Origin of the sequence: Umboniibacter marinipuniceus (assembly GCF_003688415.1) — a bacterium.
GTDB lineage: Bacteria > Pseudomonadota > Gammaproteobacteria > Pseudomonadales > DSM-25080 > Umboniibacter > Umboniibacter marinipuniceus.
Genome location: NZ_REFJ01000001.1, coordinates 188,968 through 206,997, shown reverse-complemented (window position 1 = coordinate 206,997; position 18,030 = coordinate 188,968). Strand labels below are relative to the sequence as shown.

The window sequence follows — 18,030 nt, the reverse complement described above, 5'->3', positions numbered from 1 at the left end:
CTTCCAGATAACTATTAAGCGGTCTAGAGACTATGCGCCAAAGCCAAAAAGCTTTTTAAGGCTAAAGCCGCCAGTATTGATATAGCCATCTCGAATGGCGGCAATATCAATATCAATGGTTCCGGGCTCAATATCCGCTTTGATGGTGATGGGTGACTCACCCTTCGACAATTTAAGCTCAGCATCACTGCTCATATCGAGAATTTTCATTTTTTCCAAAGTTTCACCAAGCGCATTGCGAACAATAGCTACTACCGGGCGAAGACGACGCGCGAAGTTCTGCTCGACTACCACTCCAACATCACCCGTTGATAGCTCAACAACAGTTCCCGTTGGATACACACCAATGGCCTGAATAAACTCGACCACAAGCTGCTCTTGAAAGAGACGATTGCGTACCTTATATAACCAACCAATTGCCTTGCTTGGCGATAAGGTTTGGCGAGTTCCACGTGGATTGGAGATCTCATCGTACACGGTGACCAGTCCTGCTATCTTCGCCAGCAGCGGGATCTTATCGCCAACTAACTTATTGGGGAAGCCACTACCGTCAAGTCGTTCGCAATGGCTAGCGACTACTTTGATAACTCGACGATCTAACTCGGGGATTGAACGAAGAATATTGACGCTGTGGTCAACGAACGTACGGTATAACTTTTCTTGCGCGGGATTTCGTTTGCCTACCGTTAGCACTGACGCCGGGATTTTAATCTTTCCCACATCCTTCAGTAGTACGCCGGTTGCTAGAATCTGCAACTCTTCACGCTTTAGACCAATATGACGCCCAAATAACACCGCCCAGACAGACGATCTTACCGAGTGACCCCACGTGTGCTCATCTCGGTCACGGATTCGAGATAGCCAAGTAAAGGCGTCCGGGTTACGGAGGACGCTATCTACCATCTCTGTAGCCGCCTTTTGCGTGCCCGCCAAATTAGGTGAACCGCCGGCCGAAACCTGCTCGTAAACTTTTTCTACCGCGTCAGTCACATGCTTGTGCATCTGCCGCGCTTGTATCACTTCCTTCTTGAGCGGTGTAACTTCGGCGTATTCGTCATGGACTACCGGAATACGCTTAACATCAATGGATTGGTTCGTAATTGAAACCGCTTCCTTTACCGCTCCTTTCATAGAGGGGGCTGCGGCGTCTGCGCGCTTACGGTCGACGTTTATCGGCTCGCGACCTTTCTCGGTGTCGATGTAGACATACTTACAATGAAAGTTTAATTCTTTAATATCGTTAGCGGATTTGATAAAGAAACCCTGAAGCGGAAATGGGGTTTGCGTCCACGGCTTATCCAAACGCGACACATACATGCCCAGCGTTAGATCCGTGGTGAAAACTTTAACCTGCTTTAAACCCATTTTATTATCTCTTTACCAACTGCATTAAGTACTGAATTGCTCCAGTCCTTGTAAATGTAATCCTAATTTCAGGAATCGCTCGGACTAGTGTCACAATTTGACGGTTGGCCAATTCGTGAATGTGATCTAGTTAACATTACCGTTCTGTTAGCGAGATGACAAGTCCACAACCGCATCAAAAAACGCTTTAACCGCATCAGGTTTTACATGCGGGGTAATGCCATGCCCTAAATTGAAAACATGACCAGGATGATCACCAAACTGATCAAGAATTCGCTTCACCTCCGCACGGATCTGTGCCGACTCAGAATAGAGGACTGCAGGGTCCATATTCCCCTGAAGGGCAACACGGTGACCAACTCGCTCCCGCGCCTGATTGATTGGCGTGGTCCAATCTAAGCCCAACGCATCGCAACCTGAATCGGCCATAACCTCAAGCCATTGACCTCCACCTTTGGTGAAGAGAATAACGGGAACCTTACGACCCTCTGATTCACGCTTTAGACCCGCAACAATCTTCTTCATATAGAAGAGGCTAAATTTTTGATAGGCATCATCGGATAGCGCGCCACCCCACGAATCGAAGATCTGAACGGCTTGTGCGCCCGCATCGATCTGCGCATTCAAATAGTCAATCACTGATAGCGCCAGCTTGTCGAGCATGGCGTGCAGTAGCTCAGGCGTACGATACATCATGCTTTTAAGGTTGCGGAAGTCCTTAGACGACCCGCCCTCAACCATGTATGTCGCCAGCGTCCAAGGGCTACCTGAGAAACCTATGAGTGGCACGTCACCAGCCAAAGCATGGCGGATAGACGTTACCGCATCCGTCACATAACTAAGATCTTTTTGGGTATTGACCACGGGGAGTGCGGCGACGTCAGCTTCGGTTCGAACGACCTTTCGAAAGCGCGGGCCTTCGCCGGTTTCGAAATAGAGACCAAGCCCCATCGCATCGGGAATGGTGAGAATATCCGAGAATAGAATCGCCGCATCAGCGGGGTAGCGCCGAAGAGGTTGAAGGGTCACTTCCGTAGCAAGCTCAGTGTTCTTGCAAAGACTCATGAAATCCCCGGCTTGCGCACGAGTAGCACGGTACTCAGGCAGATATCTGCCCGCCTGGCGCATCATCCAAATAGGCGTGCGGTCTACAGGCTCGCGATTTAGCGCGCGGAGAAATCGATCGTTCTTTAATTCGGGGAATGACATAAGGGCTCCTTCTTCACAGGCGCCTATTGTCGTACAAAACGTCGCCAACAGAAAGCCTGTGAAGTAAAAAAGCCCTGAATACTATACGTCGAGGTAATCCATGATTCCGGCCGCGGCCTTGCGACCTTCATCTACGGCCGTCACAACCAGATCAGAACCACGGACCATATCACCTCCCGCGAAGACTTTCTCATTAGTTGTCTGATAGGCAAAGTTGCCTTCGGCCGGCGCCACAACACCATTCCAACTGTTCAGCTCAATCCCGTAATCGGCGAACCAAGGCGCTGGACTTGGCTGAAAGCCAAACGCAACTAAGACAATGTCGGCGGGGATGATTTGCTCGGAGCCTTCAATGGGCTCTGGTCGACGACGACCATTTTCATCCGGCTCGCCTAGGGCGGTCTCAACCACTTTAATCCCTTCAACGTGATCATCGCCAACAATTTCAATTGGCTGACGGTTAAAGAGAAACTGAACGCCTTCTTCTTTTGCATTCGCTACTTCGCGCCGTGAACCCGGCATGTTGGCTTCATCACGGCGGTAAACACAGCTCACCGCGTCAGCCTGTTGGCGAATTGACGTGCGATTACAGTCCATCGCGGTATCACCGCCGCCAAGTACGACTACCCGCTTACCCGCTACCGAAATAAAGTCATCGGCGGACGCTTCCCAGCCCTGATTGCGGTTGACGTTTGAGATCAAGAACGGCAACGCGTCGTAGACGCCTTGCTTATCTTCACCAGGGAAACCGCCGCGCATAGAAGTGTAAGTACCCATGCCAAGGAACACGGCGTCAAACTCTTGAATGAGCTCGGCGAAGTCAACATCTTTGCCAACTTCGGTATTGAGCTTAAACTCAACGCCCATCTCTTCAAACACTTCACGACGCTGGCTCAACACTCGCTTTTCTAGTTTGAACTCAGGAATACCAAACGTGAGGAGGCCGCCGATTTCAGGATACTTATCAAAGACCACTGGCGTCACGCCGTTGCGAACAAGTACGTCGGCACAAGCGAGCCCTGCTGGGCCAGCGCCGATAATTGCCACACGCTTATCGGTCATGACTCGTGCCGAGAGATCTGGACGCCAACCTAGGGCAAAGGCCGTATCGGTAATGTACTTCTCGACGTTACCAATCGTCACCGCACCAAACTCGTCATTTAAGGTACAAGCGCCTTCACAGAGCCTGTCCTGAGGGCAAACTCGCCCACAGACTTCCGGCAGTGAGTTAGTCTCATGACAAAGATCCGCCGCTTCGAAGATTTTTCCTTCCGACACCAAGCGTAACCAGTTTGGAATGTAGTTATGCACAGGGCATTTCCATTCGCAGTAGGGATTACCGCAATCTAAGCAGCGATGAGATTGAGACGCCGCTTGTTTTTCTTCAAACGGCTCATAGATCTCTACAAAGTCCGCCTGACGGGAATTAAGGGCAATTTTTTTTGGATCTTTACGATCTACATCCAGAAACTGGAAATCATTATTTAAACGCTTATTCATTACCGTATCCTCACTCTGGTCGGGTACGAATTTGACTCAACAAATCGTCCACAGCTGCTGCCTTTGGCTTCACTAACCAGAAGTGGCTAATATATCGATCGAAGTTATCTAGCACTTCTTTACCCCACGTTGAGCCGGTGCTATCAACGTGCTTTTGAATCAACTCGCGCAGATGCACTCGGTATTCTTCGAACGCCGCGCCGAACAAGCGACGAATCTCCACGAGCTCGCGGTTGTAGCGGTGCGGGAAGTTATCCTCTAGGTCCAACACGAAACCAACTCCGCCGGTCATACCCGCACCGAAGTTATACCCTGTCTGCCCCAAGACAACGACCTGCCCGCCTGTCATGTACTCACAGCAATGATCGCCCGCGCCTTCAACCACAACTGTCGCGCCCGAGTTACGGACCGCAAATCGTTCACCAGCCTGGCCAGCAGCGAATAACTCGCCGCCCGTCGCGCCATACAAACAAGTGTTGCCGACAATTGAGGTATCTTTGGCGACGAAACGTGATCCCGACGCTGGACGGATGCTCACGCGCCCGCCTGACATGCCCTTGCCGACATAATCGTTGGCGTCGCCTTCAAGATTGATATGTAACCCGGCCGAGTTAAATACTCCAAGTGATTGCCCCGCAACACCTTTGAGATTCAATACTAACGGTTCATTCGGCAGGCCTTTATCGCCATAGCGCACCGCAATCTCGCCTGAGACTCGAGCGCCAATAGAGCGATCTTCGTTGTCCACATCGTAGTGGTACTCGCCACCTTGAGCTGTTTCAATGGCCGAAAGTGTATCGCGAACCATTTGTTCGGCTAACTCAGCCTTATCGTAGGGGTCGTTACTTTCAACTTCACAATATTGCGGCTTCGATTCAAGGAATTCATCGCTATGGATAAGAGGCGATAGATCGAGCCCTGCGCGCTTCGGCATGTCAGTGTCCGTGCGCTCGAGCAAATCGACACGACCGATTAGCTCGTTCATTGAGCGCAAACCAAGTTGCGCCAGTAAAACACGAGTTTCTATCGCAACGAATTTGAAGAAGTTCATGGCGTTTTCAACGGTGCCGCTGAAATGATCTTCGCGAAGCTGTTCATTCTGTGTGGCAACACCCGTTGCACAGTTATTAAGGTGGCAAATACGCAGATACTTACAACCCAGAGCAACCATTGGCGCGGTACCAAAGCCAAAGCTCTCCGCACCCAAGATGGCCGCTTTAATCACATCAAGACCAGTTTTAAGGCCGCCGTCAGTTTGTACGCGGACCTTTGCTCGAAGATCATTCGCGCGGAGCATCTGATGTGCTTCCGCTAAACCCAACTCCCACGGAGACCCTGCATGGCGAATTGAGGTCAACGGCGAAGCCGCGGTACCGCCATCGTAGCCTGAGATGGTAATGAGATCCGCGTAGGCCTTCGCAACCCCTGCAGCGATGGTGCCAACCCCCGGTTCGGAAACCAACTTCACCGAGATCAAAGCATTTGGATTCACCTGTTTCAGGTCAAAGATCAACTGAGCTAAATCTTCAATGGAATAAATATCATGATGCGGTGGCGGCGAAATAAGCGTGACACCCGGAACCGAGTAGCGGAGACGGGCTATGAGCGCGTTCACTTTACCACCGGGCAGCTGACCACCTTCTCCAGGCTTAGCGCCCTGAGCCACCTTAATCTGAATAACTTCCGCACTGCGCAGGTACGCAGCGGTAACACCGAAACGTCCAGACGCGACTTGCTTAATCTTCGAGACTTTCTCAGTACCGTAGCGAACCGGATCTTCGCCACCTTCACCTGAGTTTGATCGGCCACCTAGGCGATTCATCGCCACCGCTAAGGCTTCGTGCGCCTCGGGTGAAAGCGCACCTAAGCTCATACCTGCCGAATCGAAGCGCTTCACAATGGCTTCCCATGGCTCAACTTCATTGAGGTCGATAGCAGCTTGCGGCTTGATACGAAGGAGATCACGTAAGGTCGCAACAGGTCGGTCATTCACGAGCGCTGCGTATTTTTCCCAATCAGCATAGTCTCCTGATTTCACGGCGACTTGAAGCGCCATGACCACATCCGGGTTAAACGCGTGGTACTCGCCACCGTGAACGTACTTGAGTAGGCCACCTGCGTCGAGCCCTAAACGCGCCTTCCAAGCGCGCTTTGATAGCGCTTTTAGATCAGACTCTATCTCACCGAAACCGGCACCCTCGATGCGGCTTGAGGTGCCTTTGAAACACAGCTCAATAACATCGGAAGACAAACCAACAGCCTCAAATAGCTGCGCGCCGCGATAAGAGTTAATGGTAGAGATACCCATCTTCGAGAGAATCTTGAGCAGCCCTTTGTTAATTCCTTTTTCGTAATTCTTGTAACCGCGCTCACGCTCTACGAGCACGTCATCACTGGCCACCATGTCATCAATTATTGCGTAGGCAAGGTAGGGGAATACCGCTGTCGCCCCGTAGCCAATCAATGCGGCAACTTGATGTGAGTCTCGGGCTGAACCCGTTTCAACCAACAGGTTGGTATCACAGCGCAAACCACGCTCAATGAGGTAGTGATGCAGAGCCCCGGTTGCCATGAGCGCCGGAATCGACAAGGTGTTAATAGCCGGATTACGATCGGTAATAACCGTCACGCTAAAACCGTCTCGAACGGACTGGGCGGCCTTCTCACAAAGCCCCCTTAACGCCGACTCCAGAGTTTGCTGCGTGGGATCATAGCTGAGGTCCAAATCGAAGACCCGATGAGCCTCGAAGCCACTACGAACCAAGGTGTAGTATTTGTGTGGGGTCAGTACCGGAGAGCTCATGATGATCCGCGAGGCATGGTCTGCGGTGGTGGTGAACATCGATTTCTCGCGACCTACACAGGTCTCGAGCGACATAACAATGGACTCTCGCAACGGATCGATGGGTGGGTTAGTCACCTGCGCAAACTTCTGGCGGAAATAGTCGTAGATTGACCGTTCCTTGGCTGAAAGCACGGCCATGGGTGTATCATCACCCATCGAACCAACGCCTTCCTGACCACCTTCGGCCAACGGACGCATTACTTGAATTCGCTCTTCCGTAGAAACACCGTGTAGTTTTTGCAAGGTACTCAGTTGATCACCCGAGACAACGGGCAAATCGCCATCGTAGCTAAGATGCTCAAGACGAATCGCCTCACGACGAAGCCAATCACGATACGGCGCGGCTTCTTTTAACAACTTATCAATATCTTCGGTTCGCAGGAGCTCACCGGTTTCAGTGTCAACAGTAAGTATTTGACCTGGCCCCAAACGCCCTTTTGCCACCACGCTTTCAGGTGCGTAGTTATAGACACCAATTTCGGAGGCGATGGTAAAGAAGTTGTCATCAGTTAGAACCCAGCGACTTGGGCGAAGTCCGTTACGGTCAAGCGTACACACAGCATAACGGCCATCGGTGATAACTAAGCCCGCTGGTCCGTCCCAGGCTTCCATGTGCATCGAGTTGTATTCGTAAAAGGCACGAAGATCGGGATCCATATCCTCGAGGTTCTGCCATGCAGGGGGAACTAGCATGCGCACGGCTTTATGCAATTCCGTGCCACCGACGAGCAACAACTCAAGCATATTATCCAGGCTTGATGAATCAGAGCCCGAGCGGTTAACCAGCGGTCCAATTTCCTTCATCTCGGGTAGCAGCTCACAGTTGAACTTGCTTAAACGCGCTTCCGCCCAATTACGATTGGCCGTAATGGTGTTGATTTCACCGTTATGCGCCAGCATGCGGAATGGCTGAGCGAGATGCCACTGAGGTAACGTGTTGGTAGAGAAACGTTGATGGAAAACACAAATGCCGGTTGCTAGGCGCTCATCCTGCAAGTCACAAAAGAAGTTCGGTAGATCTACCGGCATCATTAGCCCTTTGTAGCTAACAACTCCTGTTGACATACTTGCGATATAGAAGCCTGTCTGTCCAGCAAGCTCTAAGTGGATACGACGGCGTGCCGCTAGCATTCTTGCGTTGAATACATCGTTCGCAAGCTCATTTGGCGCAATGAAGACATGGTAAAAATCAGGTTGCGAGCTCAAGGCAATGGGCCCTAGACAGTCGGCATTCGTTGGTAGTTTTCGCCAACCAAGTACTGACATCCCTTCCTTCGTAATCCAGCTATTCACCGCCGACTCTTGGACTGCGAATTGAGACGCCTCTTTAGCGGCCATTACCACCGCTACCGCATAGCGCTCGGGTAACTCAAAACCCGCTTCCTTTGACACAGTTCGCATAAAAACGTCTGGCATCTGCAATAATAGCCCGCAGCCGTCACCCGTTTTACCGTCGGCGGCGATACCGCCACGGTGGGTCATCGCGGCCAGCGATTCAATAGCAGTGGATAGCAGGCGGTGACTCGGCTCGCCATGCATATGGGCGATCAGGCCGAAGCCACAATTATCTCGAAATTCATCGACGTTATATAAACCGTTCGACATGGGATCCCCTCGGAAACAGTAGACTGGGTGAAGCATTCTCGGGTAGGCACGCGAGAGATCACGGACCTCGCAGTGTACACTAATTGCGAAGATACGGGCTATTACGACTTACAATGCACCTTGTAACGTGTGGTTATGCGTGCGGCTACCTAGCGGAGAGGCCCGTTTTCACGGGCGTATGCTCTCGGGCGCGTACCGAATCAAATTTCCTTTCGGCAACGATCAAGCGCTACTTTAACAGATTCTTCGGTAATATCGTCAAAAATGGCACTTTTGCCGTGATCAACGTTGAGTATTAGGCGTAGACGGCCGTCTAATACCTTTTTATCTACAGCCATTAGCTGCAGAAACTCTTCATTTGTCATTGCTGAAGGGATATGAATCGGTAGGCCTGCGGCCGCCATCAACTTTCGAATTCGCGCAACAAAGGTGCTGCTGATGTAACCACGCACGGCAGAGAGTTCTGCTGCCACAACCATACCCGTGCCTACGGCCTCCCCATGAAGCCAAGCGCCGTAGCCCTGGTGAGTTTCAATCGCGTGTCCAAAGGTATGCCCTAGATTCAAGATAGCCCGCAGGCCGCCTTCACGCTCATCCGCAGCTACCACTTGCGCTTTAATCGCACAAGATTGCTGGATAGCGTATTCCATTAGCGTCAGATTGCACTGTCGTAGCGCCTCCATATTTTCTTCTAGCCACTCAAAGAATTCATGATCCCAGATTAGACCGTATTTGATGACCTCAGCGAGACCCGCTGACAATTCGCGCGCGGGCAGCGTGGTGAGCACCGTCAGATCGATGGCGACTGCCTGAGGCTGGTAAAAAGCCCCAATCATATTCTTCCCCGCCGGATGATTAACGCCGGTTTTGCCGCCAACCGACGAGTCAACCTGCGATAACAAGGTGGTAGGAACCTGAATGAAATCAACGCCACGCTGATAACACGCAGCGGCGAAGCCCGTCATATCGCCCACTACGCCGCCACCAATAGCAATTAGCGTAGTGGTTCGATTATGCCTTTGCTCAAGGAGTTGATCGAAGATTCGCTGCAGCGTATCCAACGTCTTAAAAGCTTCACCGTCAGGCAGCACCACTGTAGTTAGTTGGTAATCACTTAAAGTTGCGGCAACCTGCTTCGCATAGCTATCGGCCAAGGTTTCATTGGTAACTATACAAACTTGTTTAGCGCGAATATGTGCATCGAACAAGACTCGCTGCGATAACAGATCTGAGCCTATGTAGATTGGGTAACTACGTTCATCGAGGTCGACATTAAGCGTTTTCATTATGTTGATCCAGCTGGCGCAGAATATCGTTCACCAAAAGGCGTGGCGCTGACCTATCGGTCGCAACCGTAATATCTGCAAGTTCTTGGTAGAGGGGAAGACGAGTTTCGAAAATTTCAGCAATGACGTTTCTTGGATTATCGTTCTGTAGCAGTGGACGTCGGGTGTCTTTAGCGGTGCGATCTACGAGTTGGTCGACCGTTGCCGAGAGGAAGATAACAATTCCGTCGCGACGGATTGCCTTTCTATTTTCTTCGTTGATGACAATACCGCCACCCGTCGCGATAACCAGCGCCTGTTCCTGCGCCAATTCCGCACAGACGGCCTGCTCTCTCCGACGAAATCCAGCCTCGCCCTCAACGTCAAAAATCCAAGGAATATCGGCACCTGTTCGCTCTTCAACGACTCGGTCGGTGTCATAAAAATGCCGACCTAAGCGATCGGCAAGTAATCGGCCAATGGTAGTCTTTCCTACTCCCATTGGCCCAATTAGAAATATATTCTGACGAGACTTCATTCCTACCCTATTAGCTTTCTAGGGGCGTCTCCAGAATACGTGGCGTAATGAAGATAAGCGTTTCTTGCTTATCATTCTGACGGCTCGTTTGCTTGAACAGATGCCCGATTAGCGGTAGATCACCAAGAATTGGTGTCTTCGCTTCCGATTCGACCACAGCTTGCTCAAAAATGCCACCTAAAACAATGGTTTGTCCATTATCTGCAATGACCTGAGTCTCCAACTGAGTGACATCAATGGTTGGTACGCCCGCGACCACTTCACCAATCGAGTCTTTGTTAATGACTAACTGCATAATGATTCGGTTGTCAGGCGTAATCTGCGGCGTCACTTCCAACTTCAAGGTCGCTTCCTTGAACTGAACAGCCGTTGCACCACTTGACGTTGCCTGCTGGTAGGGAATCTCCGAACCCGATTGAATTACTGCGGTTTGCTGGTTACCCGCAATCACTTTTGGCTGCGAGATCACCTCACCACGACCTTCGGCTTCCAGCGCCGAAAGCTCGAGAGTCAGGAAGTTTCCACCCGAAGAGAGCAGACCCACAGCAAAAGAAGAAGCCGTACCTGCGGATGGTGTAGCGGCCAAATCAACCACGAGGCCGCCTGGTGCATCACCGTAGCTGAGAGGGTCGCCGTTAACGATATCTACCACGCCATCTACGGTACCTGTGCCAATACCGATATCACCACCGCCTACGTCACGTGCGTAGTCATAACCCCAACGAACACCAAGATCACGACTGAAGCCCGTGCTAGCCAGCACGATTCGTGCTTCGATAGATACCTGACGAACCGGAATATCTAGCTTATGCAGTAGCTCGCGAAACTCCATTAATTTAGCCTGAGTGTCACTCATAATGATTGAGTTAGTGCGCTCATCTACAATGACACTACCGCGACCGCTAAGGAGACCAGAGGCAGTCTCTTCATTCATCTGCTGGAACAAGGCGTTAATTTCCGCTGCATCCGCGTAATTCACCTCAAAGTGCTCAGTGTAGAGCGGTGCTAGCTGCTCAAGATCGATACTATTCTGAAGTTCTACTCGCTCTCGCTCAGCGATTTCTGCCGCTGGCGCAACCATCAAAACGTTACCAATGAGTCGCTTATCTAGACCTTTAGTTTTCAGTACTAAGTCAAGCGCTTGATCCCATGGAACATTAACTAGGCGTAGCGTGATATCACCTTGAACGCTATCACTCGCTACCAGGTTAAGCTGAGTAATATCAGCAATAATCTGCAGTAGTGAGCGGATCTCAATATTTTGGAAGTTAAAGCTTAAGGTCTCGCCCTGGTAGGCGAATTCGGCTTCGCGCTCTGCACGTTGTTCACGTGTCAACGGCGCTACGCTCACCACAAACTCATCATTCGCTTGGTAGGCTGACATATCGAAATCATCAGAGGTGCTAATTGTCACCACTGCATCTCGGCCACGCTGCTCAAATGAGACGAGGCTTACCGGTGTGGCAAAATCCACAACGTCCATTCGATTTAGTAGTCTTGCCGGCACGGTGTAGTTTGGAATTGTGGCAACAATGTCGCTACCGCGAGACTCGACGTTTACGTTAGCACTTGAGCTACCCAAGTCCAGAATGACGTTACCCTCACCGCGATCACCGCGTCGGAAATCGAAACCATCAAGCTGATTATTGGACGTTGAAGCGCTAGCAAATTGTTGTGTCATTCCCCCTGAGCTGGCGGTGGCAATGGGTTTCTCAATGATCACTGACACCTTATTACCGCGCGTCAGCATTTCATACTGGCCCGCTCCGCTAAGGTTGAAAACTAAACGGGTTTTTTCGTCGGTAGACAGCAGCATGGCGCTAGTTGCTACATCGCCCGATAGGTTGAAACGGCGTTGATCAACGCCGTTGTCCGTATCGGGCAGATCAACAATAATCCGAGCGGGAGACTCCATAAGGTAACCGGAGGCAGAAGGTGCAGCGGTATCAAACGTGAGTACCGCTTCTAGCTGCTCGCCGGGCAAGGTGTTGAATTCAACATTCGTCAATTCCGTTGCTAGCAGCGGTGCTGAAGTCAGCGCGCTTGCCAGCATAGTCAATGCAATTTTAGTTTGACGGATCATCTCTAGTCTCTCTTTTTAGTTGCTGCCCAATTGTTCCAACCCGACCATTTGAATGGTGCGGGGCCGCTCAATCCATGAGCGTGGACCGTTGGGAACAATTTCGAGTAATTCAATATGTGTTGACGTTATTTTGGTGATGCGACCATAGTTCTTACCAATATAGCTACCCACCCCAATGCGATGAACCGAGCCCGACCCATCCTGAAGTGTTGCCCAGCGCGAACCCTGATGGTCAACGTAGCCAATCATTCGTAAATCTGAGATGGCATATAATTCAAGTGGTTGCGGCGTGTGATCAACCGGAGGTTGAATTTCACTGACTTGTGCCGCGCGCTGCGCCAACATCTGTTCTGCTGAAACAGGCGGCTCGAATGGTGCGCGTCGCCCCGATGCTGCGTAAACAAAAGTCTCGTAGGGCGCGAACTCAGGAAGCGGTTCAACGCGACCGGCTGGCCGGGCTTTGACTTGATTCACATACCCTTGAAGGTCAGACTGATCGGCAGCACAGCCGCTCAGAGCGATCACTAACGCCAAACTGCTGAGGAGTGACTTCTTCATTATTCGTCACCTCCCTTGTAACGGTAGGTGCTGGCGGTAATTTCCATTTTTAGATCATCAGGGTTACTGCCGCTGATATCGAAGTTGTGAAGTGTCACAATTCGCGACAACCCCGCTACGCCACTTACGAAGGTACCCATATCGTGGTAGCCACCGGAAACCGTGATCTGAATGGGTAGCTCTACATAGTATTCGCGCACTTGCTCAGGGCGTAACTGAATATTTTTGAAGGATAGGCCACTGTTAATTCCGGACTCGGAAATATCATCCAAAAGGCCTGGCACTTCGGTTTCGGATGGAAGCTGAGATAACAGCGCAGAGAACGACTGCTCAATCTCAACGAGCTGGGCTCGATACACATCGATACTTGAAGCTTGGGCGGCCATCGACTCAAACTGACGTCGCTTTTCAACCTCCTGGCTTTGAGCGCGTTCAAGCTCATCAATCTGCGGCTGAATAACAAACCAGTAGCCAGCACCGGCGATGATCACCGCAAGCAGAACCCAAACGACGATTCGTCCACCAATTGACCACGTACCAATATTCTCAAAATCGAGATCATTGATATCAATCTCGTTTAGCTTGGATAGCGATTCCTGTAATGACATTTAGCTATCCTCCTCTTCATCTTGCTTCGGCTTAGTAATCTGGACTACTAGACTGAACTGACTGGCGAACTCACCGTATTGGGGCGCTGCCTTAATCTCTGTTGGACGCGGATCGGCAAACCACTCTGAAGCCTCAAGGCGTCTTATCAGAGCTGAGATACGAGCACTTGACTCAGCGATACCAACGATTTGAATCCGATTACCCTCACGCTTAACCGTGTTGTAGAAAACACCCTGCGGCAAGGTTCTCGCCAATTGGTCAAATAGATGAACAATCATTGGTCGATCACCCTGGAGGCTTTGAATGACCGTCATGCGGTCAATCATTTCCTGCTTTTGTTCTCGCAATGACCTAATTTCATTGACCTGCAAACGCAACTGCCTAATTTCATTGTCCAATAGCGCATTGCGCTGCGCCTGGTTGTCCTGCGCCGCTGAATACCACTGAGACACAGCGAAGAGCACACCCACCACGGCAACAAGAACAAGGAAGCAAACCTGGATAAACTCTTTCTTCTTTAGCTCGCGGCGTTTATCACGCCACGGGAGTAGGTTAATGTTTGCCATCAATAAAACTCCACATCGCTAAACCTGTTGCTACGGTCATTGCCTGAGCATCTGACTGGAGCGCACGTTTGTTAATCCGCTTGGCAAAATTCACCCGAGCGAAGGGGTCGGCAACAAAACTCTGAATTCCTGTTCGGGCTTCAAAAGCCTCCGCTAAGCCAGGGATAGCTGCGCCACCACCCGCCAAGACAACGTAATCAACCTCACTAATTGACGCCGCAGAAACATAGTTCCGCAAGTTACTTTGCAGCTGATCTACGGCATCTTCAATCCATGGCGCAAGAACCTCTGACTGATAGTCATCAGGCAAACCGCCTAAACGTTTCGCCTGCCCAGCTTCCTCGAGTGAGAGACCATAGCGCTGCATAATCTGATCTGTGAGAAGGTGACCACCGAAGTTCACCTCCCGAGGTACGCCAGTGCCGCCACCCTGAATAACCGTAATATTAGTTGCGGTAGCACCAATATCAAACAGCGCGATTGCCGAGTCTTTATCGGCCTCGAGTTGCGGCGCCACAAAACTAAACGCTCGGGTCAGCGCGAAGACCTCTACATCAACGACTTCTGGCACCAAACCCGCCGCTGAAACCACTTCAGTTAGCATATCTACATTCTCGGAGCGACAAGCAACAAGAAGTATGTCCAGCTGACCTTCGGTTTGCGAAGGCCCCAGCACTTCAAAATCTAGTGAGACCTCTTCGATAGGGAAGGTGATATATTGCTCAGCGTCCATAATGATACGGGTCGCTAACTCCGCCTCAGAAAGCCCTGCTGGCATTTGTAGTCGCTTGATGATCACTGAAGATCCCGTCACCGCAACGGCAGCCCCTTTTAACTTGGTTCCCGTTCTTGAAACCAACTTACGAATGACGCTAGATACTGCATCAGGGTCCTTGATGGTGCGATCAACAACAGCACCCTCTGGCATACCGAGAACGCCATAGGCTTCTATTCGGTACTTGTCTCCCGACTTACTCAGCTCCAGCAACTTCACTGCCGTTGAGCTGATATCGAGGCCTAGAAGGCGACGTTGGGGTTTTGCAAACAGCCCCTTTAAACTCATTATTTCGATTCCTAACGAAGAAATGTTATTCAGTCATGTTATCTTACACAAAATTCGCGGCGCAAATGTGATACGTTCGTCAGCTCGGCCACAAAAGCACGATATACTGCGAAAGTACTCGCCTTTACGCTACGGATTGGTAAGTATATTTTTATTCCCGAGTCCCAGTGTTAAACTGCACTAGGCAACTTGTAACTACTTTTGGATTATCGACTTTTACTATGCAGCTACCCGCTTTTATACGTTTTATTCTCTGGTCTGTCACCGCCGTTTTAGGTGGTGGCATCATGGCAGCAGCTGGCATATACCTCTATCTGAGCCCAAAACTGCCACCGTTGCAAGAGCTCAACGATATTCAGATGCAAACACCACTCATGGTTTATTCACGAGATAATAAACTGATTGGGGTCTTTGGCGAGCAGAAACGTATCCCTATCCTAGCAGAAGACATCCCAGAAGTAGTGGTAAATGCCTTCCTCGCAGCTGAAGACGACCGATTCTTTGAACACAGTGGCGTAGACTACCGAGGTATCGCTAGGGCTGTGGTGCAACTCGCTAGCACCGGCGAAATTCAAGGCGGTGGCTCAACCATCACTATGCAGGTGGCGCGTAATATTTATCTTCACCGCGGCCAAACCTTCACCCGCAAGTTTTCCGAAATCTTACTGTCGTACCAAATTGAGCAGCAATTAAGTAAAGACGAAATCTTCCAGCTCTACGTCAACAAGATCTTCCTCGGAAAGCGCGCCTACGGGATACAAGCTGCTGCCGAAGTGTATTACGGCAAGCCTATTTCCGAACTAAGCCTTGCACAGGTTGCGATGATTGCCGGCCTACCGAAAGGCCCAAGTATTTTTAACCCTATCGTCAATCCAGATCGCGCACGAATTCGCCGAGACTGGATTTTAGGACGAATGCTGGAGCTAAACTACATCACTCAGGCAGACTACTCAGAAGCTATTGCCCAGCCTGTCTCAGCAGGCATACATGATGTAGTGGTGGATGTTCACGCTCCGTTTGTTGCCGAAATGGCGCGGCAGTTCGCTGAAGAGACTTATGGCCCAAGTTATCAGAGCGCTGGATACCGTGTGTACACTACCATTGACAGCACGCTACAACAGGTTGCCCAGCAGAGTGTTATCAATGGACTAGACGAATTTGATGCACGAAAGGGCTACCGAGGAGCTGAGTCCACGCTTAGCCAATGGAGCTCAGACAACCCTGCGCCAGCAGATTGGGAGCCTAATGCCGAAGTCTGGAGCTCCCGACTCGCCGATATCCGAGAAATCGGCGGCAAGATCCCAGCTGCCATTCTCAGCTTAGAGAGCGGCATAATTACTTTAGTCACCGCCGCAGGTGAGCAAATCGTCCTAGATTATCGCGAAGACCTGTCAGATTTTCGTCGTTTCATTAGCGAAGACCTTCGTGGCAACACCCCAGTAAGTTTGGCCGAAGTCTTTGCCGTAGGCGACGTTGTTCGACTCAACGAAACTCGTGACGCCATTGTCCAGATACCTGACGCCCAAGCGGCGCTAGTTTCGCTGTCTCCGAACGACGGCAGTGTGCGCGCACTAGTTGGCGGTTACGATTATTTCCTCAGCAAATTTAACCGTGCTCAGAAGGCGATTCGTCAGCCTGGATCTAGCTTCAAGCCGCTCATCTACTCGGCGGCGCTAGAGAGCGGCATGACTGCCGCTACCATGATCAACGACTCCCCAGTCGTCATTGCCGATGCCGGTGGCGAAAATATCTGGCGCCCCACCAATGACGGGGGCCGTTTCAGCGGTCCCATTCGTTTGCGAGAGGCCCTGTATCGCAGTCGCAACATGGTGTCTATTCGCCTAGTGCAGCAAATGGGGATTAATCCCACTCGCAGCTTTATCTCACGCTTTGGCTTTGAACGCCGAAATCTGCCAGCTTACGTGTCAATTGCGCTTGGCTCATATGGCACCACGCCAATGAAGATGGCGGAGAGCTACGCGGTATTGGCGAACGGCGGTTACCACGTCCAACCGTTTGTCATCGACCGAGTAGAAGACCGCACGGGACGCAAGGTATTTGAGCATCCACGCGTGGTTGTTTGCGACATACAATGTGAGCGAGATCGACTTCAGGCACAGGCAAAAGAGGACGAATTTGAGGCGTTATCACTCTCGGACTTTGAAACCGAAGCTGAGAACGACGCCCCAGCTTATGCGCCAAGAGTGCTCGATGAACGCGCTAATTTCATTCTTGATAGTATTCTGAAGGACGTTATCCAACGTGGCACGGGCCGACGAGCTCGCGTCCTAGAGCGACCAGATATCGGCGGGAAAACGGGCACCACCAATGGGCCAGTTGATGCCTGGTTCTCTGGCTATCAACGCCACGTAGCAACCACGGTTTGGGTGGGTTACGACAGCACGCAAAAGCTCGGCTCGCGCGAATATGGCGGCTCTGCGGCGCTCCCTATCTGGATAGACTATATGCGGGCAGCTCTGGCCGACGAACCGATTTATGAGCGCCCCATCCCTGACGGTGTTGTCTCAGTGCGAATTAACCCCGAGAACGGGCTGCGCACTCGTGATAGCCAGAATAGCGTGCAAGAATACTTCCGTCGTGAGCTACTGCCTGAGTACGAACCTGATGCTATTCAGGACCTCTACCAATCGGATGAGGTTCAACAGAGTCGGGATCTGGAGGATATCTTTTAGCACCCGAAAAACCAGGGCTAAGTCGGATTTGCGCCGCGAGAGCGGGCTCTACCGCCAGGCCACTGTTAACTAATGGTTGCGCGCTCAGAACAGCGAATGCGCTCACAGCAGCGAATGCACCCACTAAAAAG

12 protein-coding genes are annotated in these 18,030 nt (G+C 51.1%); 1 reads left to right on the top strand and 11 read right to left on the bottom strand.

Annotated elements, in window-relative coordinates:
- Positions 1 to 30 precede the first annotated feature (30 nt).
- The 11 genes from DFR27_RS01015 to pilM all read right to left on the bottom strand — a co-directional run bounded on the left by DFR27_RS01015 (position 31) and on the right by pilM (position 15,206).
- Positions 31 to 1,365: a cyclic di-GMP phosphodiesterase gene (locus DFR27_RS01015; RefSeq protein WP_121875599.1), complete on the bottom strand. Its 1,335-nt coding sequence runs from the start codon at positions 1,363 to 1,365 to the stop codon at positions 31 to 33.
- A gap of 147 nt (positions 1,366 to 1,512) precedes the next feature.
- The gene (hemE, locus tag DFR27_RS01010; RefSeq protein ID WP_121875598.1) at positions 1,513 to 2,574 is read right to left on the bottom strand and encodes a uroporphyrinogen decarboxylase; all 1,062 of its coding nucleotides are present in this window, start codon (positions 2,572 to 2,574) and stop codon (positions 1,513 to 1,515) included.
- Between the two features lie 81 nt (positions 2,575 to 2,655).
- Entirely contained in the window at positions 2,656 to 4,074 is a 1,419-nt protein-coding gene (locus tag DFR27_RS01005) for an FAD-dependent oxidoreductase (RefSeq protein ID WP_121875597.1), read from the bottom strand.
- A gap of 10 nt (positions 4,075 to 4,084) precedes the next feature.
- On the bottom strand, positions 4,085 to 8,524 hold the full coding sequence (gene gltB, locus DFR27_RS01000) for a glutamate synthase large subunit (RefSeq protein WP_121875596.1): 4,440 nt from the start codon (positions 8,522 to 8,524) through the stop codon (positions 4,085 to 4,087).
- A 200-nt stretch (positions 8,525 to 8,724) separates the two neighbouring features.
- Positions 8,725 to 9,810 carry a 3-dehydroquinate synthase gene (gene aroB, locus DFR27_RS00995; protein ID WP_121875595.1) on the bottom strand — a complete coding sequence of 362 codons (1,086 nt, stop codon included), beginning with the start codon at positions 9,808 to 9,810 and terminating at the stop codon, positions 8,725 to 8,727.
- The gene (gene aroK / locus DFR27_RS00990) at positions 9,797 to 10,327 is read right to left on the bottom strand and encodes a shikimate kinase AroK (protein WP_121875594.1); all 531 of its coding nucleotides are present in this window, start codon (positions 10,325 to 10,327) and stop codon (positions 9,797 to 9,799) included. The genes aroB and aroK overlap by 14 nt, the downstream gene beginning before the upstream one ends.
- Positions 10,328 to 10,337: 10 nt before the next feature.
- A complete protein-coding gene (locus DFR27_RS00985) occupies positions 10,338 to 12,410 on the bottom strand; it encodes a type IV pilus secretin PilQ (RefSeq protein ID WP_121875593.1) in 2,073 nt (690 codons plus the stop codon).
- A 15-nt stretch (positions 12,411 to 12,425) separates the two neighbouring features.
- Positions 12,426 to 12,968, bottom strand: coding sequence for a pilus assembly protein PilP (locus tag DFR27_RS00980; protein ID WP_121875592.1), 543 nt, complete (start codon positions 12,966 to 12,968; stop codon positions 12,426 to 12,428).
- Positions 12,968 to 13,576, bottom strand: a complete 609-nt coding sequence (locus DFR27_RS00975) for a type IV pilus inner membrane component PilO (RefSeq protein ID WP_121875591.1) — start codon at positions 13,574 to 13,576, stop codon at positions 12,968 to 12,970. The genes DFR27_RS00980 and DFR27_RS00975 overlap by 1 nt, the downstream gene beginning before the upstream one ends.
- Positions 13,577 to 14,143, bottom strand: coding sequence for a PilN domain-containing protein (locus DFR27_RS00970; RefSeq protein ID WP_121875590.1), 567 nt, complete (start codon positions 14,141 to 14,143; stop codon positions 13,577 to 13,579).
- Complete coding sequence (gene pilM / locus DFR27_RS00965) at positions 14,130 to 15,206, bottom strand: type IV pilus assembly protein PilM (protein ID WP_121875589.1); 1,077 nt, start codon at positions 15,204 to 15,206, stop codon at positions 14,130 to 14,132. Before pilM ends, DFR27_RS00970 begins: the two co-directional genes overlap by 14 nt.
- 221 nt (positions 15,207 to 15,427) lie before the next feature.
- Between pilM and DFR27_RS00960 the strand changes: the two genes are divergently transcribed.
- The gene (locus DFR27_RS00960) at positions 15,428 to 17,899 is read left to right on the top strand and encodes a penicillin-binding protein 1A (RefSeq protein WP_121875588.1); all 2,472 of its coding nucleotides are present in this window, start codon (positions 15,428 to 15,430) and stop codon (positions 17,897 to 17,899) included.
- Positions 17,900 to 18,030 lie beyond the last annotated feature (131 nt).